At 68.2% G+C, this 26,727-nt stretch carries 23 protein-coding genes; 9 read left to right on the forward strand and 14 right to left on the reverse strand.

Annotated elements, in window-relative coordinates; genetic code table 11:
- The first annotated feature begins 178 nt into the window (after positions 1-178).
- Positions 179-457: a hypothetical protein gene (locus VL15_RS04870; protein WP_048243550.1), complete on the forward strand. Its 279-nt coding sequence runs from the start codon at positions 179-181 to the stop codon at positions 455-457.
- Between the two features lie 172 nt (positions 458-629).
- On the opposite strand, the gene VL15_RS04875 is transcribed toward VL15_RS04870, so the two are convergent.
- The 6 genes from VL15_RS04875 to VL15_RS04900 all read right to left on the reverse strand — a co-directional run bounded on the left by VL15_RS04875 (position 630) and on the right by VL15_RS04900 (position 5,994).
- Positions 630-1,004 (reverse strand): DUF2917 domain-containing protein, encoded by a 375-nt coding sequence (locus VL15_RS04875; protein ID WP_048243553.1) that lies wholly within the window; start codon positions 1,002-1,004, stop codon positions 630-632.
- Positions 1,005-1,333: 329 nt separating this feature from the next.
- A complete protein-coding gene (locus VL15_RS04880) occupies positions 1,334-1,711 on the reverse strand; it encodes a DUF2917 domain-containing protein (RefSeq protein ID WP_048243555.1) in 378 nt (125 codons plus the stop codon).
- Positions 1,712-1,962: 251 nt separating this feature from the next.
- On the reverse strand, positions 1,963-2,250 hold the full coding sequence (locus VL15_RS04885) for a hypothetical protein (RefSeq protein ID WP_048243557.1): 288 nt from the start codon (positions 2,248-2,250) through the stop codon (positions 1,963-1,965).
- 78 nt (positions 2,251-2,328) lie between these two features.
- Positions 2,329-3,234, reverse strand: a complete 906-nt coding sequence (locus VL15_RS04890; protein WP_048243559.1) for a metal-dependent hydrolase — start codon at positions 3,232-3,234, stop codon at positions 2,329-2,331.
- Between the two features lie 30 nt (positions 3,235-3,264).
- Entirely contained in the window at positions 3,265-5,052 is a 1,788-nt protein-coding gene (locus VL15_RS04895; RefSeq protein WP_048243561.1) for an SDR family oxidoreductase, read from the reverse strand.
- Between the two features lie 45 nt (positions 5,053-5,097).
- Positions 5,098-5,994 carry a M24 family metallopeptidase gene (locus VL15_RS04900; protein WP_048243563.1) on the reverse strand — a complete coding sequence of 299 codons (897 nt, stop codon included), beginning with the start codon at positions 5,992-5,994 and terminating at the stop codon, positions 5,098-5,100.
- Positions 5,995-6,418: 424 nt separating this feature from the next.
- On the opposite strand from VL15_RS04900, the gene VL15_RS04905 reads away from it, so the two are divergent.
- Positions 6,419-7,696 (forward strand): haloacid dehalogenase-like hydrolase, encoded by a 1,278-nt coding sequence (locus VL15_RS04905; RefSeq protein WP_048243565.1) that lies wholly within the window; start codon positions 6,419-6,421, stop codon positions 7,694-7,696.
- Positions 7,697-7,777: 81 nt separating this feature from the next.
- Here the strand turns inward: VL15_RS04905 and VL15_RS04910 are convergent, their stop codons facing one another.
- The 3 genes from VL15_RS04910 to VL15_RS04920 form a co-directional block, all read right to left on the reverse strand.
- The gene (locus VL15_RS04910) at positions 7,778-8,551 is read right to left on the reverse strand and encodes a slipin family protein (RefSeq protein ID WP_048243566.1); all 774 of its coding nucleotides are present in this window, start codon (positions 8,549-8,551) and stop codon (positions 7,778-7,780) included.
- The gene (locus tag VL15_RS04915; protein ID WP_048243568.1) at positions 8,548-10,113 is read right to left on the reverse strand and encodes an NfeD family protein; all 1,566 of its coding nucleotides are present in this window, start codon (positions 10,111-10,113) and stop codon (positions 8,548-8,550) included. Before VL15_RS04915 ends, VL15_RS04910 begins: the two co-directional genes overlap by 4 nt.
- A 121-nt stretch (positions 10,114-10,234) precedes the next feature.
- On the reverse strand, positions 10,235-11,269 hold the full coding sequence (locus VL15_RS04920; protein WP_048243651.1) for an AraC family transcriptional regulator: 1,035 nt from the start codon (positions 11,267-11,269) through the stop codon (positions 10,235-10,237).
- Positions 11,270-11,405: 136 nt separating this feature from the next.
- On the opposite strand from VL15_RS04920, the gene VL15_RS04925 reads away from it, so the two are divergent.
- From VL15_RS04925 to VL15_RS04950, 6 genes are all read left to right on the forward strand, one after another.
- Positions 11,406-12,539, forward strand: a complete 1,134-nt coding sequence (locus VL15_RS04925; RefSeq protein ID WP_048243653.1) for an acyl-CoA dehydrogenase family protein — start codon at positions 11,406-11,408, stop codon at positions 12,537-12,539.
- 162 nt (positions 12,540-12,701) lie between these two features.
- Positions 12,702-14,408, forward strand: a complete 1,707-nt coding sequence (locus VL15_RS04930; protein ID WP_048243570.1) for an AMP-binding protein — start codon at positions 12,702-12,704, stop codon at positions 14,406-14,408.
- 112 nt (positions 14,409-14,520) lie between these two features.
- Positions 14,521-16,050, forward strand: a complete 1,530-nt coding sequence (locus VL15_RS04935; protein WP_048243655.1) for a CoA-acylating methylmalonate-semialdehyde dehydrogenase — start codon at positions 14,521-14,523, stop codon at positions 16,048-16,050.
- A 17-nt stretch (positions 16,051-16,067) separates the two neighbouring features.
- Positions 16,068-16,967 (forward strand): 3-hydroxyisobutyrate dehydrogenase, encoded by a 900-nt coding sequence (gene mmsB / locus VL15_RS04940; RefSeq protein ID WP_011354325.1) that lies wholly within the window; start codon positions 16,068-16,070, stop codon positions 16,965-16,967.
- On the forward strand, positions 16,967-17,758 hold the full coding sequence (locus VL15_RS04945) for an enoyl-CoA hydratase (RefSeq protein ID WP_048243572.1): 792 nt from the start codon (positions 16,967-16,969) through the stop codon (positions 17,756-17,758). The genes mmsB and VL15_RS04945 overlap by 1 nt, the downstream gene beginning before the upstream one ends.
- Positions 17,755-18,894 carry an enoyl-CoA hydratase/isomerase family protein gene (locus VL15_RS04950; protein WP_048243574.1) on the forward strand — a complete coding sequence of 380 codons (1,140 nt, stop codon included), beginning with the start codon at positions 17,755-17,757 and terminating at the stop codon, positions 18,892-18,894. The genes VL15_RS04945 and VL15_RS04950 overlap by 4 nt, the downstream gene beginning before the upstream one ends.
- A gap of 30 nt (positions 18,895-18,924) precedes the next feature.
- On the opposite strand, the gene VL15_RS04955 is transcribed toward VL15_RS04950, so the two are convergent.
- Positions 18,925-19,854: a LysR family transcriptional regulator gene (locus VL15_RS04955; RefSeq protein ID WP_048243576.1), complete on the reverse strand. Its 930-nt coding sequence runs from the start codon at positions 19,852-19,854 to the stop codon at positions 18,925-18,927.
- 178 nt (positions 19,855-20,032) lie between these two features.
- Between VL15_RS04955 and VL15_RS04960 the strand changes: the two genes are divergently transcribed.
- A complete protein-coding gene (locus VL15_RS04960) occupies positions 20,033-21,571 on the forward strand; it encodes an MFS transporter (protein WP_048243578.1) in 1,539 nt (512 codons plus the stop codon).
- Positions 21,572-21,601: 30 nt separating this feature from the next.
- Here VL15_RS04960 and VL15_RS04965 read toward each other — a convergent pair whose 3' ends face one another.
- From VL15_RS04965 to VL15_RS39610, 4 genes are all read right to left on the reverse strand, one after another.
- The gene (locus VL15_RS04965; protein WP_048243580.1) at positions 21,602-22,975 is read right to left on the reverse strand and encodes an efflux transporter outer membrane subunit; all 1,374 of its coding nucleotides are present in this window, start codon (positions 22,973-22,975) and stop codon (positions 21,602-21,604) included.
- A 12-nt stretch (positions 22,976-22,987) separates the two neighbouring features.
- The gene (locus tag VL15_RS04970) at positions 22,988-25,012 is read right to left on the reverse strand and encodes a MacB family efflux pump subunit (RefSeq protein ID WP_048243582.1); all 2,025 of its coding nucleotides are present in this window, start codon (positions 25,010-25,012) and stop codon (positions 22,988-22,990) included.
- A 2-nt stretch (positions 25,013-25,014) separates the two neighbouring features.
- Positions 25,015-26,208: an efflux RND transporter periplasmic adaptor subunit gene (locus tag VL15_RS04975; RefSeq protein WP_048243657.1), complete on the reverse strand. Its 1,194-nt coding sequence runs from the start codon at positions 26,206-26,208 to the stop codon at positions 25,015-25,017.
- Between the two features lie 229 nt (positions 26,209-26,437).
- A complete protein-coding gene (locus tag VL15_RS39610; protein ID WP_080970720.1) occupies positions 26,438-26,704 on the reverse strand; it encodes a disulfide isomerase DsbC N-terminal domain-containing protein in 267 nt (88 codons plus the stop codon).
- Positions 26,705-26,727: the final 23 nt, after the last annotated feature.

Consider the following 26,727-nt stretch of genomic DNA (forward strand, 5'->3'; position numbering starts at 1 on the left):
AGTCTTTCTAGGATAGATACACCGCGCATGCACACGCCGGCCGGTAATTGCCGACGCGGGGGAGTCGCAGTCCGTGCAGGCCAGGCGGTGAATGGCGGTCAAGGCCGTTGCGCGTTCGGGCAGGCACGGCCGATTGCGATTGCCCGATGCGGGTTCGTCCGTAATCACGGAGGTCAGCATGTTGAACTGGATCAGCCGTTGGGCGATGCGACACGCCCCCACGCCGGAAAAAACCGCTGCGTCGATGCTTGTGGCGGCGCGCATGGAACTGTTCTCAGCCGAACAGCGCGTCATCGATGCGAAATTACAGGCGGATTACTGGCGCGCACGTGTGTCATTTCTCGAAGAGGTGCAGAAGCAGGGCATCGATCCGTGGGTGACCTCGCAGGCTTCGCAACGACCCGAGCTCGATTCAACTCCCCGAAGCACGGGCCCGCGTCTCGCCGCCAGCACCTGATGCACCTGCTGTATCCGGTGGCTGCGCACGGCGCGCGATCGCTCGCGGCACGCACCGGCGTGCCGCGTCATTCGATGCGCACCTGCGGCGCGTTGCGCCGCGGGTGCGTCCGTTTCCGGTCGCGATCGTTCTGCGTCTCGCGTGCGTGACGGCGCGTCGCGCATTCACTTGCTTATCCACTTCTTCGCCATACCCCGACGAGCAAACGTTGCACTTGCGCGAGCGTGCGTCTGAACCGCTCGCCGCGCCGCACGTAGGCGGTCGTGATCGACGCTTCGGCCGGTCCGTCGCCATCGGTGCCGAGCCAGATGCGGTCGCCGCGTGCGATGCGCAGCACGTCGCCGGGCCGCACCCAGTAATCGTCGACGCTCGGCGGACGCGTGATCCACAGCGCCGCGTTGTGCGCGCGAATCTCCGCGTCTTGCGGCGCGCGCCAGGTCATCGTCGTGCGCGGTGCGACCGCGAAACGGATCACGACAGTCGGTAACGCGATCGTGCCGGCGCGGCGCCGATCGGGACGGTCAAACAGCGAACTTGCCTGGTCCATCGTCTTCTCCATTGATTGAGCCGGAGGACGGATGGCGCGCACCAGAACAAAAAGACCTCATCCGTTTCCGGTGAGGCCTTGTGTGACATGCGAGTACTGCTTGGATGCTAACGCACAAGTGCCTCCCGTGATCCATTCTTTCGAATGTTCACCGGGCAATGATTCGCGATGGCGATGAGCTTGTACGTAGGCATGCGAACGAGTTTGTCGCCGCAGTGCGGCGTTGTCAATGACAATTTTCGAGATACGCGCGGAGAGTCGTCGCCGCGCGCCTTCGGTGTTGCGTGATGTCGCCGCGCACCCGGATCGCGTGCGTAGTGACGCGCTCGTCATGCGCGACTTCGGCATCGTCCGCGCAGCATGCCGCGCATCCATTCGAGCGCACGCTGACGCCACGCGTCGCGCTTCATCGCGTACGCGGTCGTGATCGACGCCTCGGCCGGACTGTCGTCGTCGGTGCTCATCCAGATGCGATCGCCGCGCCGCACGCGCAGCACGTCGCCGGTGCGTATCCAGTAATCGTCGACGCTGCCGATGCGCGTGATCCACAGCGTCGCGTCGTGCACACGGATCTCGGCGTCGCGCTGCGCGTGCCACGTCAGTACCTTGCGCGGCGCGATCGTGAAACGCATCGTGACGCTCGGCAACGCGATCGAGTCGGTGCGGCATCGATCGGGGCAAACAATCAGGCGGCTTGCTTGGTCCATCGTCATCTCCATCCGTTGAGCCGGGCAGGATGACGCGCACCAGAACAAAAAGGCCTCATCCGTTTCCGGCGAGGCCTTGTGACATGCGTGTCTGAATCTCGATGCTAACGCACAAGCGCCACCGGTGATCGCCCTGCATGGGCGTTCACTGGTGTTTTATGCGCGATGGCGACGGGCTTGAGCATAGGCATGCGAACGAGTGTGTCGTGGCAGCGCGACGATGTCAACGGCAATTTCGAGATACGTGGCGGTTACGCGTCGCGTTGCGCGAGCCCGTTGACGAGCAGTTCGGACAGCAGGCCCGTCATCCCGTCCGGATGCGTTGCGGCACGCGCCTTCAACTGTTCGACGAGTTCGGCGTTGAGCTTGCACGCGAACGGCACGAGCCCCTGTTCCTGGTCGAGCTTGCGCTGCGCACGGCGGTCGAGCTTTGCCGCGTCCTCGGCGCCCTTGCCGAAACGGGCGGCGCCCGACTGCTTCATCGCTTGCGTCAGCTTGAGCGCCTTGTTCTTTTCGAGATCGGTTTTCTTCATGGCCATCGCGGCACCTCCGGGAAATGAAGCCGCGATTGTACGCATTTCGGCGGGCGCCGCCCGCCGCGCCCCCAAGAAACCCGCTTAAGCCCCCTTCGTCGTGCCCCAGTTGCCGCCGTGCGCGGCCGCCTGCGCGGCCGGCGAGCGCGCGAGGTATGCCAGCGCCTGTTCGGTCGAGCCCTCGTGGTGCGGCGTATAACTCGGCTTGTAATAACGCAGCGCCGCGCCGATCACTTTCCAGAACGACGGCAGGTGCCCGCGCCGCGAACCCTGCCACCACGCGCGCACGAAGCCCGGATAACGGCCGGCCGCCGGGTCGCGCTGGTACATGAACTTCGCGCCCGTCGTGATGTAGTAGAGCAGCAGCAGGATCACGAACGTCATGTGCACGCAGCGTTCCGCATAGTTGCCGCCCAGGTGCCGGTAGATGTCGAACGCGACGGTGCGGTGCTCGACTTCCTCGGCGCCGTGCCAGCGCAGCAGGTCGACCATCGTCGGGTCGGCCTTTCCTTCGTCGAGCCCGTGCGCGTTGAGCACCCAGTTGCCGAGATAGCCGAAGAAATGCTCGAGCGACGCGATCACCGCGAGCTGCTGCCGCAGCCAGAAACGCGTATGGCCGATCTTCAGCCCGAGCGGCTGCTCGCCGAGCACGCGCGTGAACAGCCGGTTGAGCTTCTGCGTGAACGGCTTCGTGTCGATCCCGTGCCGGTCGTAGTAGTGCTTGAGCACGCCGCCGTGCGAACGCGAATGCACGGCTTCCTGCCGCAGGAAGCCTTCGGCCTCGTCGCGCAGGCGTGCATCGGTGATCAGCGGCAGCGCCTTGTTGTACACGCGGCAGAACCACAGCTCGCCTTCCGGGAACAGCAGGTTCAGCGTGTTGATGATGTGCGTGCTGCCCGGGTCGTTCGGCACCCACGTGATCGGCGTGTCGCTGAAGTCGAACTTTACGTGCCGGGCCTTGATCTTGTGGTAGTCGGCGGTTGCGGTCATCTGTGTCTCCCTGTGCGGCGTCGTGCGCCGTCAATGCGATGCCATGCTGACGCGGGCAATCATCCGGCCGAGCCACGGCATGAAACGGCCGACGAAGCGCATCGCGTGCGCTTCGCCGCCGACCGCGACGACGGGGCGGTTGCGCAGCACGCCGTCGACCATCGCCTGCGCGACGGTTTCAGGCTTCAGGCCACGCATCTGGTACAGCTTCGTCGCGCGCTTGCGCAGCCGTGCTTCGTCCTGCGCGTTGGCGCCCGCGTATTGCGTCGACGCCATGATTCCGGTCTCCGCGAAGCCGGGGCACACGGCCGTCACGCCGATGCCTTGCTCCGCGAGTTCCGCGCGCATGCATTCGCTGAGCATCAGCACGGCGGCCTTCGTCGTCGCATAGGCCGGCAGGTCGCGCGACGGCCCGAACGCGGCGGCCGACGCGGTGTTGACGATGTGGCCGCCGCTGCCGCGCGCGGCCATCTGCTGCGCGAACAGCCGCGAGCCGTGGATCACGCCCCACAGGTTCACGTGCAGGATGCGCTCCCAGTGCCGCGTGCTCGTGTCGAGGATGCCGCCGGCCATGCCGATGCCCGCGTTGTTGATCACGACGTCCGCGCCGCCGAGTTCGCTGCCGACCCACGCCGCGAGCGCTTCCATCTCGTCGGCGGAGCCGACGTCGACGCGTTTCGCATGGGCTTGCGCGCCGGTCAGCCCGATCAGCAGCGCGGTGCGCTCGGCGCTCGCGAGATCGATGTCGCACGCGACGATCGTCGCGCCTTCGCGCGCGAACGCGAGCGCCGCGCAACGGCCGATCCCGCTGCCCGCGCCGGTGACGACCGCGACCTTGCCGCTGAAGCGCCCGCTCGTCGCGCGGCGGCGCGCGTTCGCGAGCGCGGGCGGTTCGGTGCCCGATTCGACCGCCTCGATCAGTTGTTCGGCGAGGCCCGCGAAGCGCGCGGGATCGGCGAGCGGCAGCCAGTGGCCTGCCGCGACCTCGCGCCGGTAGTACTGCGGCACCCAGCGCGACAGGTTCTCGGACAGCGCGGGGCTCACGTACTTGTCGCCGAGCGGCACGATCGTCTGCACGGGTGCATGCGCGTAGCGTTCGCGCGGCGCGAACAGGCAGCGGATGAAGTTCGCGCGATAGAGGCGCACGCCGCGCGCGCCGTCGTCGGCCTGCGTCGGGCGCGACGCGACGGGCGTCTTCTCGATCCGGCGCAGCAGGCCCGGCCATGCGCGGCCGAGCCACAGCCGCCAGCCGAACTCGGGGATGAACGGCAGGTGGAACAGGTACACGTACCACGAGCGCACGAGCTGGCCGCCGAGCTTGGCCAGCGACGCGGGCGTCGGGCGCAGCACGCGTTCGCGCAGCCAGAAGCCGACGTGGTCGAGGCAGGGCCCCGAGCACGACGTGTACGACGCGATGCGGCCGGCCAGGCGCGGATCGGTGACGAATTCCCAGCCCTGGATCGAGCCCCAGTCGTGCGCGATCAGGTGCACCGCGCGGCCGGGGCAGAGTGCGTCGATCACCGCGATGAAGTCGTCGGTCAGCTTCGCGAGGTGGTAGTCGGCCGTGCGTTTCGGCACGCCGGACAGGCCTGCGCCGCGTACGTCGTACGCGATCACGAAGTGCTTGCGCGCGAGCAGCGGCGCGACGTGCCGCCAGACACTGCTGTCGTCGGGATAGCCGTGCACGAGCACGACCGGCGAGCGGGCCGGGTCGCCCCAGGTCCTGACCGCGAGCGTCAGGTCGCCGGAGGCGACCGCCGTCTCGCTATGAACCGATTCGAACAGGGCCAGCGGCGCTTCGTCGGAAAGAGGCTGCATCGTGAGTCCGTCGTTCAGGGATTCGGGAGGAAACGCGCGGACGCGTCAGGCGGCGGCAGGCACGTTCGCGGCGGCCTGCGTGCGCTCGGCCTGGCGGCGCTGCCAGCGGCGCACGTGCGGCAGGTCGTCGTCGAGCCAGTACGCATCGTCGTCGGTGATCACGAGCAGCTCTTCGAATTTCGCGCCGACGCCGGCGAAGCCGAGATGCGGCTCGACGGCCCACAGGCCCGGCACGGGCGCATGCTCGGAGCGGCGGTCGATCGACCACAGCGGCGACCAGCCCTGCTGCTTCGCCGCGCGGCCCTGGTCGAGCAGCAGGTTGCGCGTCGCGTTCAGCCCGAAACGCGCGACGAAGCGCGGCTTCGACAGCTTGTGGATCTTCGCGACGCGATGCGCGAGCACCTTGAACGGATAGGCCTTGTGGCGCGGCTCGACGCCCTGGCGGCGGCACAGCGCATCGACTGCCTGCGCGACCTCGGCCATCGGCCGGCGCTCCTTCACGAGCCGCACGATCATGTCGCGATGGTCCATCAGGTCGTCCTGCAGCTGTTCGAGGATCGGGTTGTCGCCGAGACAGTGCGCGTAGCCGACGTCCGCGACGATGCCGTCGAGCACGGGCGCGACGTCGAGGATCACCGGCATGTCGGTCTCGAGCTGCCGGTTGCTCGGGAAGAACGCGAGATTGAAGCCGCCCATGTGCTTGAGGCCCGAGAAGCCCTCGAACGCGGTGCGGTCGCCGAACCACGCGAACGGCTTGTGCAGCCAGTCGTGCACGCCGTTGTCCTGCAGCCATTCGGTCAGGAGGCGCGCGGCTTCCTTCTCGGTGATGCCGGGGTAGAGCATCGCGCCGACGGTTTCGACGCAGCGGTAGGCAAGCTGCTGGACCGCGCGGAATTGCGGCAGCTCGTCGAGGTGGACTTCCGGCAGCGGGTGGTCGGCCATGATGCGTCTCCAATCGGGCGCTGTCCGGAACGCACCCCCGGCGTCGCCGTCGCGGGTTATTCAGTCAGCACTTAATGTGTCATTGAGTAATGTAATGATCATAGCCGGTTCGGCGTGGCACGCCATCCCCCAGGGGTGAGGATTTGTCCTAATGCAGGGCCGAAATGGAGGGGAGCCTCTAGGTTTCCGAGGATTGGGGCCGGATGGCCGCGTGTGCGGCCGCGTTGTGACGACCCGGCATGTCGCGCCGGATCAACTCTGCGTCGCGTCGCAATGTGACGTTGTCAAATTGACGAAATAATTTCGTCACATCATTCGCCCCCAATTCGAAGCCGTCCCGGCTTCGCGGCGCCGCCTAGCCACCGGTGCGTCGCATGGGGGGGCGATCGAAGCCGATTCGACATTATTTCCACGGAGAGAGACCATGCAACGCCGCAAGTTCATGAATACCCTTGCCGCGGCGACCGCTGCGACGTCGCTGATGTTCAAGGCCGGCACGGCCGACGCGAAGAGCACAACCGCCCCCGATGCGCTGGACCCGGGCCGCTGGTCGCCGTTCAACGCCGCGCGCCTGCAGGCGGTGCTCGACCAGCATGGCGTCGCGAGCGCGCGCTACGACGAAAAGCGCCGCCCGTACGCGGTGTTCGACTGGGACAACACGTGCATCATGAACGACTGCGAAGAGGCGTTGCTGATGTACCAGATCAACCATCTGCAGTACAAGCTGACGCCGGACGAATTCGTCGACGTGATGTGGAAGGACGTGCCGAAGGGCGCGTTCATGAAGGACTACACGACGACCGACGGCAAGCCGGTGACGATGGAGAACCTCGCCGCCGACGTCGAATCCGACTATCGCTGGCTCTACGCGAACTACACGGGCTTCGGCGGCAGCAAGAGCCTCGACGAGATTCGCGAGACCGACCAGTTCAAGGATTTCCGCGCGAAGCTGTACTTCATGTACGACGCGATCTGCGACACGCATCCGCTCGAGGTCGGCTACAAGTGGATCATCTACTTCTACAAGAACATGACGACCGCCGAGCTGCAGGCGATGGCGGAAGCGTCGGACAACTACGGCATCGGCGACGCGCTGCGCAAGGTCCGCTACGAAAGCCCGAAGACGCTGCCGGGCAAGGCCGGCGTGGTGGCCGACACGCATTTCCACGGCATTCGCATTCATGAGGAAATCCGCGCGGTGATGCATACGCTGCGCGCGAACGGCATCGACGTGTACGTGAGCACCGCGTCGCTCGACGATGTCGTGCGCGTGTTCGCCGGTAATCCGAACTATGGCTACGGCGTGCCGCCCGAAAACGTGATCGGCCTGCGTCTCGACATGCGCGACGGCAAGTACACGAGCACCTATCCTGCCGGCTGGCATTTCAACTGGGGGCCCGGCAAGACGGTGGGGATCCGCAACGTGCTCGAATCGAAGAAGGGCTATGGCCCGCTGCTGGTGTTCGGCGACAGCGACGGCGACGCGTGGATGCTGCGCGACTTCAAGGACACCGCGGCCGGCGTGATCGTGAACCGGATGAAGAAGGGCGAGATCGGCGCGGACAGCAAGCTCGCGGCCGAGCAGATCGGTAAATCGGACGCGCGTTTCCTGCTGCAGGGCCGCGACGAGCACACGGGCCTGATGATCCCGGACGAGAAGTCGATCAAGTACGGCAAGACCGAGCGCAAGCTGCTGGCCTGACGTGTGTCGGGCGCCGGGCCATCGCGGCACGGCGCCCGGCGGGAGCGATGGCGGCGTCGCGCGGGCCTGAGAACGAGCGTCTCAGTGTTCGCGCGGCTTGCCCAGCCGATCCAGCAACGCGCCCAGCAGATCGATCGGCAGCGGAAACACGATCGTCGAATTCTTGTCCGCCGCGATCGTCGTCAGCGTCTGCAGGTAGCGCAGCTGCATCGCCTGCGGCTCCTGCGCGAGTTTTTGCGCGGCTTGCAGCAGCTTCTCGGACGCCTGCAGTTCGCCTTCCGCATGAATCACCTTCGCACGCCGTTCGCGCTCGGCCTCGGCCTGCCGCGCGATCGCGCGCACCATCGTCTCGTTCAGGTCGACGTGCTTGATCTCGACCGTCGACACCTTGATCCCCCATGCGTCGGTCTGCGCGTCGAGCGTCTTCTGGATATCGGCGTTCAATTGTTCGCGCTCGGCCAGCAGCGCATCGAGCTCGTGCTTGCCGAGCACCGATCGCAGCGTCGTCTGCGACAGCTGGCTCGTCGCGTCGAAGAAGCGCGCGACCTGGATCACGGCCTTCTCCGGATCGACGACACGGAAATACACGACCGCATTGACCTTCACCGACACGTTGTCGCGCGTGATCACGTCCTGCGGCGGCACGTCGAACACGACGGTGCGCAGGTCGATCCGTACGACCTGCTGGACGATCGGGATGATCAGCACGAGCCCCGGGCCCTTCACTTTCCAGAACCGGCCGAGCATGAACACGACGCCGCGCTCGTACTCGCGGAAGATACGGATCGACGACGCGACGAGCACCACGACGAAGACGATCAGGACGCTGCTGAAGCCGAAGGTGTAGCCCATCATGTTGATGCTCCCTGGTGTTGTTGTTCTGGCGCGGGCACGTCGTAGAGCGGTGCGACGGTGAGCAGCAGGCCGTGGCGGCCGGTGACGCGCACGCGGCAGCCCGCGGCGAGCGGCACGCTGCTCGCGACGCGCCAGCGCTCGCCATGCACGCGCGCCCAGCCCGCAGCCGATGGCGCAGGGCCGGCCGCACCGTGCGGCTGGTCGGCGAGCAAGCCGTCGTCGAGCACTTCGCCGATGCTGCCGACCATCGCTTCGGCGCCGGTCACGACCGGGCGCCGCCGCGCGCGCAGCGCGACGCTCGACACGCCCGCGACGAGCAGCCCGCCGCCGAGCGCAAGGCTCGCGATCACGGGCCACGGAATGCCGTAGCCGGGTACGTCGGTGTCGATCAGCATCAGCGCGCCGATCGTGAACGACACGATCCCGCCGAAACCGAGCACGCCGAAGGTCGGCAGGAACGCCTCGGCGACGAGGCAGCCGAGACCGAGCAGCACGAGGCCGAGGCCCGCATAGCTGATCGGCAGCAACTGCATCGCGAACAGTCCGACCAGCAGGCAGATCGTGCCGACGACGCCCGGCAGCACGAAGCCGGGGTTCGCGAATTCGAAGAACAGCCCGTAGATGCCGATCGTCAGCAGGATCAGCGCGACATTCGGATCGGTGATGATCGACAGGAAGCGGCTGCGCCAGTCGGGTTCGACCACGACGAGCGGCGCATGCGCGGTCGCGAGCCGCAGCGTGCCGGCGGTGGTCGTCGCGCTGCGGCCGTCGAGCTGGCGCGCGAGGTCGGCCGGGTCCAGCGCGATCAGGTCGACGACGTGCTGCGCGCGCGCCTCGTTCGCCGACAGGCTGACGGCTTCGCGCACCGCGCGCTCGGCCCATTCGGCATTGCGCCCGCGCAACTGCGCGAGGCCGCGGATATACGCGGCGGCGTCCTGGGTCGCCTTGCGGATTTCGGTCGACTGCGTGTCGTTCGGCAGCGCGACCGGCGTGGCGGGCGTAGCGGACGGGTTCGATGCCCCCGAGCCGCCCGTCGGCGGTCGCGGCGTAGCCGGGTTCGCGCCCGGCGCGCCGCCGCCGATGCCGAACTGTACGGGCGACGCCGCGCCGAGATTGGTGCCGGGCGCCATCGCCGCGAAGTGGCTGGCGTAGACGATGTAGGTGCCGGCGCTGGCGGCCCGTGCACCGCCGGGCGCGACGAACGCTGCGACCGGCACCGGCGAGCCGAGGATGGCCTTGATGATCTGCCGCATCGACGTGTCGAGGCCGCCGGGCGTGTCGAGCTGCAGGATCGCGAGCGGCGCGTGCTCGCGTGCCGCGCGTTCCAGCGAGCGCACGATGAAATCGGCGCTGGCCGGCCCGATTGCGCCGTTGATCGGAATCACGACGACCGGGCGAGCAACTGCCTGGGCCGCGGCGGGCGGCGGCGCGGCGACGGCCGCGCATACGACGAGCAGCGCCGCGAACAGCGCGGCGCGTGCGACCCGCGCGGACAGCGGGTGACGGGGGCGGCCGCCGGGCGCGGCAAGCGCCAGCGGCGGCTCAGGACGGTGAAAGCGCATCGGGGCGTCCGGGCGGCGCGCGGCCGCGCGCCGCCTGGCTCGCGGAAAGGGCGTTGGCCCGATGCTTAAAGATTAGGCGGTTTCGGCGCAAAGCGCGAAACCGGGGCTGCTGCGGCCGGTTTCAGCCCGCGCCGCCGCCCCGCGCGAGCACCTCGTCGCGATAGTCGGCCGGACTGCGCCCGCTCCATTTGCGAAACGCGCGGTAGAACGCGCTCGGCTCCGCGAAACCGGTTGCAGCCGCGACGTCGGCGATCGTGCGCGCGGGGTCGGCCAGCGCCTCGAACGCGAGATCGCGCCGCAGCGTGTCCTTGATCGACTGGTACGCGTGGCCTTCCTGGTGCAGCTTGCGGCGCAGCGTGGCCTCGGCCACGTGCAGCCGCGCGGCCATCCCGCCCGCGCCCGGCCACGCGGCGGGCGGCATCCCGCGCAGCACCGTGCGCACCCGCTGCGCGAGCGCGTTCGGGTTGCGGTACTTGACGATGAAGCTCGCCGGCGCGTTGCGCAGGAACGTCTTCAGCGTCTTCGCGTTCTGCACGACCGGCAGCGTCGCGAATTCGGGATCGAAATCGACATACGAGTCGGGCTCGTTGAAGCGCATGTCGTCGCAGAACATCGACGGGTATTCGTGGTCGGCCGGCGGCGTGTCGCAGCGGAAGCTCGCGTGCAGCAGCGGGATGCGCCGCCCGATCAGCCAGCAGGTGAGCCCGTAGACGATGATGAAATAGGTCGCGTACGTGAACATCGCGGGCGTCGCGCCGTTGTTGCGGTGCACGAAGCGCAGCCGCACGCGCTGCGGGTTCGCGTCGAGTTCCGCGTGCAGGTCGTCGAGCACGCAGTGCATGAAATTCACCGCGCGCGCCATCGCGTGCAGCCCGTCGCGCGCGGACAGCGCGGCCTGGCTCATCGCGATGAAGCTGCCGCTGCGCATCGGGTGGCGATCCTGCCCGAAAAACTCGTCGTCGAGCGCGCGCGCGATCGCGTTCCACAGCGCGCCGTATTGCTGCGCGGACACGCGTGCGCGCGGCTGCCCGAGCAGCGCGGGCGCGATGCCGGCCTGCGCGAGCAGCGGCTCGGCCGCGACGCCGCGCCGGGTGGCGAGCGCGACGCTGTAAGCGACGAGGCTGATCGCGACGGTTCCCTTGTCTTCCTGCTTCATCGTGCCGCCGGTGTGGCAAAAACGCTCAGTGTAAATGAGCGACGCGAGCATCGAACAGTCGCGCGCGCTTGCCTACACTTGTTGCATCGAAACGCAAGGACGGTCGCGCCCGGCGGCCGCGGGAGACAGCAGCACCATGGACGAGCTTTACACCGAAGACCAGCGGATGATCCGCGACGCCGCGCGCGCTTTTGCCACCGAGGTGCTGGCGCCGAACGCCGCGCAGTGGGACCACGACGCGCAGCTGCCCGACGCCGTCGTCGCGCAGCTCGGCGAGCTCGGCCTGCTCGGGATGATCGTGCCGCAGGAGCTGGGCGGCTCGTATACCGACTACGTCGCGTATGCGCTGGCGATGGAGGAGATCGCCGCCGGCGACGCCGCGTGCGCGACGCTTATGAGCGTGCACAACTCGGTCGGCTGCGGGCCGATCCTCGGTTTCGGCACGCCGGCGCAGAAGGATCGCTGGCTGGCCGACATGGCGTGCGGCCGCGTGATCGGCGCGTTCTGCCTGACTGAGCCGCAGGCCGGCTCCGAGGCGAACAACCTGCGCACGCGTGCGGAGCTGCGCGACGGGAAATGGGTGCTGAACGGCGCGAAGCAGTTCGTGACCAACGGCCAGCGTGCGGGTGTCGCGATCGTTTTTGCCATGACCGACCCGGAGGCCGGCAAGCGCGGCATTTCCGCGTTCCTGGTGCCGACCGACACGCCGGGCTTCATCGTCGGCAAGCCCGAGAAGAAGATGGGCATCCGCGCGTCGGATACGTGCCCGATCACGTTCGAGAATTGCGCGATTCCGGAAGAGAACCTGCTCGGCAATCGCGGCGAAGGGCTGAAGATCGCGCTGTCGAACCTCGAGGGCGGGCGCATCGGCATCGCCGCGCAGGCGCTCGGCATCGCGCGCGCGGCGTTCGACAAGGCGCGTCGTTATGCGGGCGAGCGCGTGCAGTTCGGCAAGCCGATCGCCGAGCATCAGGCGATCCAGCAGAAGCTCGCCGACATGGCCACGCAGATCAACGCCGCGCGCCTGCTCGTGCATCACGCGGCGAAGCTGCGTACGGCCGGGCTGCCGTGCCTGTCGGAAGCGTCGCAGGCGAAGCTGTTCGCGTCCGAGATGGCCGAGCGCGTGTGCACCGACGCGATCCAGATCCACGGCGGCTACGGCTACCTGGTCGATTACGAAGTCGAGCGTCACTATCGCGACGCGCGCATCACGCAGATTTACGAAGGCACCAGCGAAGTGCAGCGGATGGTGATCGCGCGGCAGCTGTGAGCCGTGCTGGCTATCCCGGCGTCAGTATCGCGAAGGGCACGAGGGCAAGGCGGTGAACGCGGCACGCAACGACGTGACCGTGCGCCGCGCAAGAGGGAATCGGGCATGCGCTGCAGCGCGTGCGCCGGTTGACCGCGAGGCATGGAGACTGGAGACGACACGATGACGGTACAGGCATTCCTGGACGCACGCGACTTTCTGCTGCGCCATCGCACCGACTACGAAACCGCCTACCGCGATTTCGAGTGGCCGGTGCTCGATGCGTTCAACTGGGCGCTCGACTACTTCGACCCGATGGCGCGCGGCAACGACCAGCCCGCGCTGTGGATCGTCGACGCGGCGACCGGCACGGGCGATCCGTATTCGTTCGCGCAGATGTCCGAGCGCTCGTCGCGGATCGCGAACTGGTTGCGCTCGATCGGCGTCGTGCGCGGCGACCGGATCCTGCTGATGCTGCCGAACCGTGTCGAGCTGTGGGACGCGATGCTCGCCGCGATGAAGCTCGGCGCGATCGTGCTGCCCGCGACCACGCAACTGTCGCCCGACGACGTGCGCGACCGCGTGCAGATCGGCGGCGCGAAATACGCGATCGTCGACGAGAACGAAACCGCGAAATTCGAACAACCCGACCTCGGCCTCGCGCAGAAGATCGTCGCCGGCGCGCCGCGCGCGGGCTGGCTCGCGATGAACGACGGTTATGCGGCGAGCGCCGCGTTCGAGCCGGACGCCGTCACGCATGCGGGCGATCCGATGCTGCTGTACTTCACGTCGGGCACGACGTCGAAGCCGAAGCTCGTCGAGCATACGCACCGCACCTATCCGGTCGGCCATCTGTCGACGATGTACTGGGTCGGCCTGCAGCCGGGCGACATCCACTGGAACATCAGCTCGCCGGGCTGGGCGAAGCATGCGTGGAGCTGCTTCTTCGCGCCGTGGAATGCGCAGGCGTGCGTGTTCGCCTTCAACTACGCGCGCTTCGAGCCGAAGGTCGTGCTCGATGCGCTCGTCAAATACCAGGTGACGACGCTGTGCGCGCCGCCGACCGTGTGGCGCATGCTCGTCCAGCAGCCGCTCGCGTCGTTCGACGTGAAGCTGCGCGAGATCGTCGGCGCGGGCGAGCCGCTGAATCCCGAGATCATCGAGCGCGTGAAGAAGGCGTGGGGCATCGCGATCCGCGACGGCTACGGCCAGACCGAGACGACCTGCCTGATCGGCAACTCGCCGGGCCAGCCGGTCGTCGCGGGCTCGATGGGCCGGCCGCTGCCCGGTTACCGCATCACGCTGCTCGACCCGGACGGTGCGCCTGTCGAAGAGGGCGAGGTCGCGCTGCCGATCGGCGCCGACGTCACGCGCCCGGTCGGGCTGATGACCGGCTACGCGAACAACCCCGACGCGACGGCCTACGCGATGCGCGACGGCCACTACCGCACGTCGGACATCGCGATGCGCCGCGACGACGGTTATTACGTGTATATCGGCCGCGCGGACGACGTGTTCAAGTCGTCCGACTACCGGCTGAGCCCGTTCGAACTCGAGAGCGTGCTGATCGAGCATCCGGCGATCGCCGAGGCGGCCGTCGTGCCGAGCCCCGACCCCGTGCGGCTGTCGGTGCCGAAGACCTTCATCACGTTGCGGCAGGGCTACGAGGAAAGCCCGGCGCTCGCGCTGGAGATCTTTCGTTTCTCGCGCGAGAAACTCGCGCCGTACAAGCGCATCCGCCGCCTGCAGTTCGCGGAACTGCCGAAGACGATCTCGGGGAAGATCCGCCGCGTCGAGCTGCGTCGCCGCGAGATCGAGCGCGGTGACGACGCGACCGCGCGGATGCCCGGCGAATACTGGGAAGAAGATTTCGCCGCCGAATTGAAATGACCGACCGCGGGCCGCGCGCCGCATGCCGCGGCCGTTGCCCGCAGCCGAATTGAACCGAACCGGCCGCCGCGCGGGATTCCGCATCGCGGCCTTCTGCAAGGAGATGGGATCGATGAACGCGAATCCGACGCCCCGTACGGGGCAAGACGTGCCGACGGTCAAGCTGCTGATCGACGGCGCCTTCGTCGAGTCCGCCACGAACGAGTGGCGCGACATCGTCAACCCGGCGACGCAGCAGGTGCTCGCGCGCGTGCCGTTCGCGACCGTCGCCGAAGTCGACGCGGCCGTGCAGGCCGCGCACGCCGCCTATGCGGCGTGGAAGAACACGCCGATCGCCGCGCGCATGCGCATCATGCTGAAGTTCCAGGATCTCGTGCGCACGAACCAGCAGCGCATCGCGAAGACGCTGACGGCCGAGCAGGGCAAGACGATTCCCGATGCCGAAGGCGACATCTTCCGCGGCCTCGAAGTGGTCGAGCACGCGTGTTCGATCGGCTCGCTGCAGCTCGGCGAATTCGCGGAGAACGTCGCGGGCGGCGTCGACACCTACACGCTGCGCCAGCCGCTCGGCGTGTGCGCGGGCATCACGCCGTTCAACTTCCCCGCGATGATCCCGCTGTGGATGTTCCCGATGGCGATCGTGTGCGGCAACACGTTCGTGCTGAAGCCGTCCGAGCAGGATCCGATGTCGACGATGGAGCTCGTCGAGCTCGCGATCGAGGCCGGTGTACCCAAAGGTGTGCTGAACGTCGTGCACGGCGGCAAGGAAGTCGTCGACGCGATCTGCACGCATCCGCTCGTGAAGGCGATCTCGTTCGTTGGCTCGACCGCGGTCGGCACGCACGTGTACAACCTCGGCAGCGCGCACGGCAAGCGCGTGCAGTCGATGATGGGCGCGAAGAATCATGCGGTGGTGCTGCCCGATGCGAACCGCGAGCAGACGATCAATGCGCTCGTCGGCGCCGGTTTCGGCGCGGCGGGGCAGCGTTGTATGGCGACGTCGGTCGCGGTGCTGGTGGGCGAAGCGCGCGACTGGCTGCCCGATCTCGTCGCGAAGGCGAAGCTTCTGAAGGTGAATGCGGGCGCGGAAACCGGCACCGACGTCGGCCCGGTCGTGTCGAAGACCGCGAAGGAACGCATCCTGTCGCTGATCGAAGCGGGCGTGGAGGAAGGCGCGAAGCTCGAACTCGACGGCCGGGGCGTGGCGGTGCCCGGCTACGAGCACGGCAATTTCATCGGCCCGACGATCTTCTCCGGCGTGAAGACCAGCATGTCGGTCTACACACATGAAATCTTCGGCCCGGTGCTGGTCGTGCTCGAAGCCGACACGCTCGACGACGCGATCGCGCTCGTCAACGCGAACCCGTTCGGCAACGGCGTGGGCCTGTTCACGCAGAGCGGCGCGGCCGCGCGCAAGTTCCAGAGCGAGATCGACATCGGCCAGGTCGGTATCAACATCCCGATTCCGGTGCCCGTGCCGTTCTTCAGCTTCACGGGTTCGCGCGGTTCGAAGCTCGGCGATCTCGGCCCGTACGGCAAGCAGGTCGTGCAGTTCTACACGCAGACGAAGACGGTCACCGCGCGCTGGTTCGACGACGACACGACGGCCGGCCCGGTGAACACGACGATCCGGCTGCATTGAGCCGGGAGGACACGAACATGAAAATCGGTTTTATCGGCCTCGGCCACATGGGCGCGCCGATGGCGCTGAACCTGCTGAAAGCGGGCCATGAAGTGCACGCGTTCGACCTCAGCGCGGACGCATTGCGCGCGTTGCAGGACGCCGGCGCACAGGTAGCGGCGTCGCCGCGCGACGCGGCATCGGGCGCAACGTTCGTGATCACGATGCTGCCGGCCGCGCCGCACGTGCGCTCGGTGCTGTCCGGCGAGAACGGCGTGCTGGCCGGCCTCGGCGCGGGCGCGACCGTGATCGATTCGAGCACGATCGACCCGGCGAGCGCGCAGGCGTTCGGCGCGCTGGTGCGCGAGCACGGCGGCGCGTTCGTCGATGCGCCGGTATCGGGCGGCACCGGCGGCGCGGCGGCCGGCACGCTGACCTTCATGGTCGGCGGCAGCGATGCCGATTTCGAACGCGTGAAGCCGGTGCTCGCGGGCATGGGCAAGAACATCGTCCATTGCGGCGCGACCGGCATGGGGCAGGTCGCGAAGGTCTGCAACAACCTCGTGCTCGGCATCTCGATGGCGGCCGTGTCGGAGGCGATGTCGCTCGGCGTCGCGCTCGGCATCGATCCGAAGGTGCTGGCCGGCATCGTCAACACGTCGACGGGCCGCTGCTGGAGCTCGGACACCTACAACCCGTATCCGGGCGTGATCGACACCGCGCCGTCGTCGCGCGGTTACTCGGGCGGCTTCGGCACCGACCTGATGCTGAAGGATCTCGGCCTCGCGAACGACGCCGCGAAGCAGGCGCGCCAGCCCGTCTATCTCGGCGCGCTCGCGCAGCAGCTGTACCAGACGATGAGCAGCCGCGGCGACGGGCAGCTCGATTTCTCGGCGGTGATCCGCCTGTACCAACCGGCAACGAAGAAGGACGCGTGATGATCGAACTGGACTACGTCGACGACGGCGCGATCGCGTGCGCGACGCTCAAGCGTCCGCCCGCGAACGCCTTTACCGCTGACGGCCTGCAGCAACTGCAGGAAACCGTCGCCGAACTGAATGCGAACCCGCGCGTGCGCGCGCTGGTGATCACCGGCGACGGCCCGAAGTTCTTCAGCGCGGGCGCCGACCTCAACACGTTCGCCGACGGCGATCGCGCGGTCGCGCGTGCGATGGCGTCGCGCTTCGGCGCGGCGTTCGAGGCGCTGCACGATGCACGCATCGTGACGATCGCGGCGATCAACGGTTATGCGATGGGCGGCGGCCTCGAATGCGCGCTCGCGTGCGACCTGCGGATCGCCGAGACGCATGCGCAGATGGCGTTGCCCGAGCCGTCGGTCGGCCTTCTGCCGTGCGGGCTCGGCACGCAGACGCTGCCTTGGCTCGTCGGCGAAGGCTGGGCGAAGAAGATCATCCTGACCGGTGCGCGCGTCGACGCGGCGACGGCGCTCAGGATTGGCCTCGTTGAGGACGTGGTCGACAGCGGCGCGGCGCGCGACGCGGCGCTGGCGCTGGCGCGAAACGTCGCGCGGCAGAGCCCGCATGCGGTCGCATACAGCAAGGAACTGATCGGCCTCGCGCGCCGCGGCGTGCCGCGCGGCGCGGCGCTCGCGGTCGAGCGCGAACGCTTCGTCGACCTGTTCGACACGAACGATCCGCGCGAAGGCGTGGCCGCGTTTCTCGGCAAGCGCGCGCCGCAGTGGAATACCGACGGAGAGCCGCAACGATGAGCACGCCGGTCACGAATCCCGACGCGTTCGCGAAAGCCGCGCCCGAGGTGCTGTTCCGCGTGGTGAATCGCGTGGCGTTGATCACGCTGAACCGGCCGGCCGCGCTCAACGCGCTGTCGTACGCGATGATCGGCGAGCTGGCCGCGCTCCTCGAGCGCTGCCGTCATGACGACCAGATCGTCGCAGTCGTGCTGCGCGGCGCGGGCGAGAAGGGCTTCTGCGCGGGCGGCGACGTGCGCGCGCTGTACCGGATGGTCGCGCAGCGCGAGACCTGGCTGCCGTTTTTCGTCGACGAATACCGGCTCGACTATGCGATCCACACGTTCCCGAAGCCGGTGGTCGCGCTGATGGACGGCGTGACGATGGGCGGCGGCATGGGGCTCGCGCAAGGTGCAACGCTGCGGGTCGCGACCGAGCGCAGCAAGATCGCGATGCCCGAGACGCGCATCGGTCTCGTGCCGGACGTCGGCGCGACGCATTTCCTGTCGCGCATGCCGGTCGAGATCGAACTGTACGTGGGGCTGACCGGCGCGATGCTGTCGGGGGCCGACGCGCTGAGCGCGAAGCTCGCGGATCTGTGCGTGCCGTCCGCGTGGCTCGACACGTTCGAGACGCGCATCGAGTCCGTCAAGTGGGACGGCGATGCGTTGCCGGCGCTGCGCAAGGTGTTCGAGCCGCCGTGCAACGTCGTGCCGCATGCGGCGCTCGACAGCCAGATGCCGTGGATCGTCCGTCATTTCGACAAGCGCTCGACCGTCGAGCGGATCGTCGCGGCGCTGACCCAGGACCTCGCACGCGACGAGCTGACGCGCGAGCACCGTCAATGGTTGCAGGCGACGCTCGATGCGCTGTCCGGCCACTCGCCGACGATGCTGTCCGTGACGCGCGAGGCGCTGCTGCGCGGCCGCCAGATGACGCTCGCCGAATCGTTCCGGATGGAGCTCGGCATCGTCGCGCGCGCGATCGAGGAGGGCGATTTCTGCGAGGGCGTGCGCGCGCATCTCGTCGACAAGGATCGCAAGCCGCGCTGGGCGCCCGCGTCGCTCGTCGAGGTGCGTGCCGAACGCGTGCGGCATTTCCTGACGTCGCCGTGGAAGTTGTTCGCGCATCCGCTCGTCGATCTCGGCGGGGCGTAATAAACCGACGCGCCGTTCGGCGCGTCGATTTCATTTCATTGCACTGATGTCATCCCGGCGCTCGATCATCGGCGGCACCGCCTGCGCGAGCGCGTCGATCACGCAGCGCGTCTTGCGCGGCAGGTAACGCGTCTTCGGCCAGATTGCGTGGATGTCGCCTTCGCAGACGAAGCAGCGGTCGAGCACGACCGCCATCTCGCCGCGCTGCACGTAGTGATCGAGTAGCCAGCTCGGCAGCCATGCGATCCCGAACCCCGATGCGCCGGCCGCCGCGATCGCCTGCACGTCGTCGAAACTCAGCTGGTGCTGCATGTCGACGCGCACCGTCGAGCCGTCCGGCGCGCGCAGGTCCCACGGCTGCGGCACGCCCGAGCGTGAATACGCGATCGTCCGGTGGTTCTTCAGATCGTCGAGCGACTTCGGCATCCCGTAGCGCGCGAGATACGACGGCGCCGCGCCGAGGCTGCCGTATTGGGTGCCGAGCCGGCGCACCGTGAGGCTCGTGCTGTCCGCGAGCGTGCCGATCCGCACCGCGAGATCGATGCCTTCCTCGACGAGATCGACGAAGCGGTCGGTGATCGACACGTCGATCCGCAGGTGCGGATAGGTGCGCGCGAGGTCGAGCACGATGGGCGTCACGCAGTGGTGCCCGAACGCGAGCGGCACGCTCAGCCGCAGCTTGCCGCGCGCCTCGTTGCGGCCGCAGTCGAGATCGGCTTCCGCCGCTTCCAGTTCCGACAGCGCGCGCACGCAGCGGTCGTAGTACGCCTGGCCGTCGTCGGTCAGGCTCTGGCTGCGCGTCGTGCGCTGCAGCAGCCGCGCGCCGAGCCGCTTCTCGAGCCGCGCGATCGCCTTGCCGACCGCCGAACGCGTCATGTCGAGCCGCCCCGCGGCGAGCGCGAAGCTGCCCGATTCCACCACCTGGACGAAGGTCGTCACGCCGTCGAGTCTGTCGGTCATCGCAAGTCTGCGCTGATTGGGTCCTGTGATTCCCCAGTTCCGAGAAATGCGTGCGTCAATGGGGAGGGAAATTCTCACTATAGTACCGATTCCCGTTCAGCGTGCGTTGCCGGCCGCACGCAACAAACCCCTCTCACTGGAGGCGCGCGGCCTGTCGCCGGGCCGCGGCGCAATACGCATGACGCTATCCGACTCCCGCAGGAATGCGGTCGCGCTCGCGGCTGTCTGTCTCACGTCGCTGATGTTCGGCCTCGAAATCTCGAGCGTGCCGGTGATCCTGCCGACGCTCGAACACGTGCTGCATGGCGATTTCAACAGCATGCAGTGGATCATGAACGCGTACACGATCGCGTGCACGACGGTGCTGATGGCGGCCGGCACGCTCGCGGACCGGTTCGGCCGCAAGCGTGTGTACGTGATCGGCACCGTGCTGTTCGGCGCGACGTCGCTGCTGTGCGGGCTCGCGCCGAACGTGCCGGTGCTCGTCGCGGGCCGGCTGCTGCAGGGCGCCAGCGGCGGCGCGATGCTGATCTGCCAGATTGCCGTGCTGTCGCACCAGTTCCGCGAGGGCCGCGAGCGCGGCCGCGCGTTCGGGATCTGGGGGATCGTGTTCGGGATCGGGCTCGGCTTCGGGCCGATCGTCGGCGGCGCGATCGTCGCGCTGGCAAGCTGGCCGTGGATGTTCCTCGTCCATGCGCCGCTCGCGGCGATCGCGCTCGTGCTGATCGGCGGCGCGGTGCAGGAATCGCGCGATCCGCATGCGGGCACGCTCGACGTCGCGGGCATCGTCACGCTGTCGCTCGCGGTGCTCGGCCTGGCGTTCTATATCACGCAGAGCGCAGCGCTCGGGCTGACGAGCGCGGCCGGCCTCGGTGTGCTCGGCGCGACCGTGCTGGCGCTCGCGGGCTTCTTCGTCGCGGAACGCGCGAGCGCGCGGCCGATGTTCGACTTCTCGGTGTTCCGGATCCGCGCATTCACCGGCGCGATTTTCGGCTCGATGGGGATGAACTTCAGCTTCTGGCCGTTCATGATCTACCTGCCGATCTGGTTCCAGGTCGCGCTCGGCTACGACAGCGTAACGGCCGGCCTCGCGCTGCTGGCGTATACGCTGCCGACGCTGGTCGCGCCGCCGTTCGGCGAACGGCTCGCGCTGCGCTACGGGCCGGGCGTCGTGATTCCGGGCGGGCTGTTCACGATCGCGGCCGGCTTCGCGCTGATGCGGCTCGGCAGCGCGGCCGATCACGCGAGCTGGCTCACGATGCTGCCCGGCTGCGTGATCGCCGGCATCGGGCTCGGGCTCACGAATACACCCGTCACCAACACGACGACGGGTGCGGTGCCGAGTTCGCGGGCCGGGATGGCATCGGGTATCGACATGAGCGCGCGGATGATCTCGCTCGCGCTGAATATCGCGGCGATGGGCTTCGTGCTGGTCGCGGGGATCGTCGCGAGCCTGAAGGCCGGTGTCGCGGGCACGATCGGCGACGCGGCGCTGCGCAGGCTCGCGCAAGAGATCGCGTCGGGCCGCACCGACGGGCTGCAGCAGATCGCGCCGGCGCTCGCGCAGGCCGACCCGACCGGCGCGGCGCTGCACGCGGCGCTCGTGCACGGGTTCGGCTGGGTGATGGTGTACGGCGCGGCGGGCGTGGCCGTGCTCGCGACCGCGAGTGCGGTGGCGTTCGCGCCGGCGCGGCGCGGGGCGGCCGTGTGCGAATGAGGTGCCCTGGCCGGCGCGCTTGCCCGCCGGTCAGGACGTCCCGCCGCCGAGCGCGCGATAGAGCGTCATCTGGTTGTTGAGCCGGTTCAGGCGTGTCAGTTCGTCGGCGCTTTGCGCGTTCCTCAGTACCTGCTGCTGGTCGAGCCACGGCTGCACAGCGGTCGCGCCGGCCGCGAACCGTGCGGCGGCCAGTTGCTCCGCGCGCTGCGCCTGCGCCAGCGACAGCGCGCGCTGCTCGGCCTCGCGTTCGAGCTGCACGCGCGCAGACAACGCATTCTCGACTTCCGCGAGCGCCGTGTAGAGCCGCTGACGGAACCCGACCACCGCTTCCTCGTATTGCGACTTCGACACCTTGATCTGCAGCTGCATCGTGTTCCACTGGATGAACGGCAAGGCGAGGCCGAGCCCGAGCGTGCCGACCGGATTCGCGAGCACGCGCTCGAGGCTCGTGCTCGTCGTGCCGGCGCTGCCGGTGAGCGTGAAGGTCGGGTAGAAGCTCGTGCGCGTCGCGTCGACCTGCGCGAGCGATTCGCGCAGCCGGAATTCCGCCGCACGCAGGTCGGGGCGCCGGCCGAGCAGGCTGGCCGGCAGCCCGGCGGCCACTTCCGGCGGCGACGCGTCGGGCAGCGCCGCCGGTTCGGCGGCGAGCTGTTGCGGCGGCCGGTCGAACAGGATCGCGAGCGCGTGGCGGTTCTCGGTGCGCTGCTGGATCAGTTGCGTCTGCGCGGCGCGTTGCGCGGACAGGCTCTGTTCGGCCTGCGCGAGATCGAGCCCCGACACGGCGCCGGCCGTGTGACGCGACCGGACGATCGAGAGCGTGCGTGCCGCATACGCGATGTTTGCGTCGCCGAGTGCGATCTGCCGGTTCAGATAGCCGATCTGCCAGTACAGCGACGCCGTTGTGCCGATCAGCGACAACCGCGCGGCCTCGAGATCGGCGGCCGTCGCTTCGGCTTCCCAGCGCGCGGCGTCGCGCAGCGCGGCCAGCCGGCCCCACAGGTCGATTTCATAGCTCAGCGAACCGTTGACGCCGCTCGACCGGCTCATCTGGTGCGTGTCGAGCGTGCGCGACACGGCGCCGTTCGCACCGAGCGATACGGTGGGCGTCAGGTTCGTATCGACGAGCCCGGCCTGCAGTTGCGCGCGATACACGCGGATCGCCGCGATCGACAGGTCGTTGTTGGCGCGCAGCGCGTCGTCGATCAGCCGGTCGAGTTGCGGATCGCCGAAGCTGCGCCACCAGTCGCGCGTCGTGACCGGTGCATCGGCCGCGACCGGCGCCGCCCAGTTCGCGGGCATCGCGACGGCGGGCAGCGGTGCGTGGCGGGCGCCCGTGCAGCCGGCCAGCAGCGCGGCGGCGCATGCGAATGCGCCGAGGCGGCGAAGCGGTGAGGAATGCGTCATGGCAGGGCTCCGTCAGTCGCGCGCGAGCGCATCGATCGGATCGAGCCGCGACGCGTTGCGCGCGGGCATGAAGCCGAATATCACACCGGTGAGCGTCGAGCAGACGAACGCCGTCACGATCGCGCCGGCGGAGAACACCATCTTCCATTGCGCGACGAACATCGAGAACACGGCGCCGAGCCCGAACGACAACGCGATGCCGATCGTGCCGCCGAGCAGGCAGACGAGCACGGCCTCGACGAGGAACTGCTGCAGGATGTCGGACTGGCGCGCGCCGACCGCCATCCGGATGCCGATTTCGCGCGTGCGCTCGGTGACCGACACCAGCATGATGTTCATCACGCCGATCCCGCCGACGACGAGCGAGATCACGGCGATCAGCGACAGCAGCAGCGTCAGCGACTGGCCGGTTTTCTCGACGGTCTTGACCACGCTGTCCATGTTGTACGTGAAGAAGTCCTTGCGGCCGTGGCGCTGGGTCATCAGTTTCTCGAGGCTTTTCTCGGCGGCGGCGCTCGGCTGCCCGTCGCGCACGCGCACCGTGATGCTGTCGAGATAGCGCTGGCCGAACAGGCGCCCGCTCGCGGTCGTGTACGGCACCCACACGTTCAGGCTCTTCACGCTGCCGAACGCGCTCTTCTTGTCGGCCGTGACACCGATCACGACGCACGGCACGTTGTCGACCAGGATCACTTCGCCGACCGGATTGCGCGTCGCGCCGAACAGCTTGCGGCGCGTGTTCTGGTCGATCACGGCGACCTGCGCCTGGCGGCGCACGGAGTCCTCGTCGAACGCGACGCCCAGCGCGAAACGCATCCCGCGCGCCTGGAAGAAGCGGTCGCCGACGCCGCTCACGAGCGCGTTGACGTCGATGTTGCGGTAGCGCAGCAGCAGCGTGCGCGACGTTTCGGGCGTCGCGCTGTCGACGTACGGCTGCTCGGTGAGCGCGGCGACGTCGGCGGGCACGAGCGTCTGGATCGTGTCGGCGCGGCTGTCGCCCCAGTCGGTGCCCGGATAGATGTTGATCGTGTTCGTGCCGATGCTGCCGATCTCGTCGAGCATGTAACGCTTCGCGCCTTCGCCGATCGCGACGATCGACACGACCGACGTGATGCCGATGATGATGCCGAGCATCGTCAGCAGCGTGCGCAGCCGGTGCGACACGAGCGCGATCCACGCCATCCGGCAGGCTTCGGCGAAGCGGCCGGTGCCGGCCGCGAAACGGCGCGTGCGCGCGCCGGTTTCGGCGTCGGCGGGCGGCGGTGTGTCGTAGCTTGCGCCTGCGGACGGCGTGCCGACCGTCGCTTCGTCCGCACCGATGCCGGCTTCCGCGAGGGCTTCCGCATAGTGGCGATTCGGCCGGTCGGCGACGATCTCGCCGTCGCTGATCTCGATGACGCGCCGCGCGTGGCGTGCAACGTCCTTGTCGTGCGTGACGATGACGATCGTATGGCCGAGCGCGTTCAGCTCGTGCAGGATGCGGATCACGTCCTGGCCGCTTTTCGTGTCGAGCGCGCCGGTCGGTTCGTCGGCGAGGATCACCTGGCCGCCGTTCATCAGCGCGCGCGCGATGCTCACGCGCTGCTGCTGGCCGCCGGACAGTTGCCCGGGCCGGTGGTGCGCGCGATCCGCGAGTCCGAGGCGCGCGAGCAGCTCGCGTGCGCGTTCGTGCCGCTGCGTGCGCGTGGTGCCCGCATAGATCGCGGGCATTTCGAGGTTCGCGACCGCGTCGACGTGCGGCAGCAGGTGATAGCGCTGGAACACGAAACCGAAGTGCTCGCGGCGCAGCTGCGCGAGCTCGTCGCTGTCGAGCATGTGCGTGTCGCGTCCGCCGACCGTGTAGGTGCCTTCGCTCGGATGATCGAGGCAGCCGAGGATGTTCATCAGCGTCGACTTGCCGGAACCGGACGCGCCGACGATCGCGACGATCTCGCCCGCGTGGATCGACAGGTTGACGTTGTTCAGGACGACGACGTCCTTGTCGCCGGCCGGAAAGCGCCGCGTGACGCTCGAGAGTTTCAGCAGGGGCTGGCTCATCGTCACACCACGTCCGCCAGCGGCGCGTGTTCGTCCGCGGCAGCTTCGCCGATCACGACGCGCTCGCCGTCCTTCAGGCCGGCCAGCACTTCGACGCGCACGTTGTTGTTGATGCCGATGCGAACCTTGCGCGTTTCCGTGCTGCCGTCGGCGCGCAGCACGCGCACTGCATAGGTGCCGTCCTTGTGCTTCTCGCCGAGTGCGGCGGCCGGGATGCTGAGCGCATTGCGCGCGTTGCCGAGCACGATGCTGATCTGCGCGGTCATCGAGATGCGCAGCCGATGCTCGGGATTCGGCACTTCGAACAGCGCGTTGTAGAACACGGCGGCGTTCGGTTTCGAGCCGCCGCCCGCGCCGCCGCCGAGCGCGCTCTGCGCGTCGGCGAAGTTCTGCGGCGCCGGCTCGATCGCGCGCAGCTTGCCGTAGTGGCGCTTGTCCGGTTCGCCGAGGATCGTGAAATACGCGGTCTGGCCGGCACTCACGCGGATCACGTCGGCTTCCGACACCTGCGCCTTCACGGTCATCGTGTCGAGATCCGCGAGCTTCAGGATCACCGGCGCCTGCTGCTGCGCGATCACGGTCTGGCCTTCCTGCGTGACGATCGCGACGACTTCGCCGTCGATCGGCGCGACGATGCGCGTGTAGCCGAGGTTGGCCTGCGCGGTTTCGATCTGGATGCGGGCCGAGCGGATCTGCGCGGCGAGCGACGCGAGGGTCGCGCGCTGCACGTCGAGCGTCGCGCGCGCGGCCTCGAACGATTCGCGCGACGTCGCATCGTCGGGCAGCATCGCCTGCTGGCGCCGGAACGCGAGTTCCGCCTGTGTCAATTGCGCGGCGGTCGATTGCTGCTGCGCGCGCAGGCTTTCTTCGCTGGCGCGCGCCTGGCGCAGCGCGTTTTCCGAGATCACCGGGTCGATTTCGGCGAGCCACTGGCCCTTCGCGACCTTGTCGCCGAGCTTCACCTTCAGCGTCTTCAACTGCCCCGATACCTGCGCGCCGACGTCGACCTGCTTGAATGCCTGCAGCGCGCCGGTCGCGAGCACCGCGTTCTCGAGATCGCCGCGCGTGACGGGCGCGGACAGGTATTGCGGATGCTTGTCGGGCGCGCAGGCCTTCAGCGTGACACCGACGGCGATCGCGATGACGGCGAGGGAAGCCAGCACGATGCGCCGGCGGCGATGGGTCTTCTGGATCATGAGAGCGCAGCGAGGATGAAGCGGGCGCCGGCGATGCGTGCGGCCGACCGGGACGATCCGGTCGGCGTCGCATGTCGGGCGCGTTGCCCGCGACGGCAGCCGCGTACGCATCGCGCGGGCGTGCCGATTCGAATCAGGCGCTCATGGTAAGCGAGGAATTCACGACAAATCGTGTGGAAATTGTGCTGAATTGTGCGAACGGCACTGTCGGATCGAATGCTGAGCGCTGTCATCGGTGCAATGGGTGGAATTGGCGAGCGAGTTCAAGTATCACGCGCCTGCCCATCTGGTCACTGTAGAAAACTCGAGAGTTGGCGATTACTTCGTATAGGCCAATGATTGGAGATTTGCGAACGCCTTCTATTTTTAGATCGGGAAATTTCTCTTGCAGGACCTGCTTCGATTTCGCTTCTTGATCAGCAAATGAAGCGCTGTGCATGACGGCGAGGACGGTGGCCAGAAGCAACGCTGCCTGTAATTTCGAATTTCCTGGCATGGTAGTTGACTATCGTGGTCCGT

Source organism: Burkholderia cepacia (assembly GCF_001039005.1).
GTDB classification, from domain to species: domain Bacteria; phylum Pseudomonadota; class Gammaproteobacteria; order Burkholderiales; family Burkholderiaceae; genus Burkholderia; species Burkholderia theae.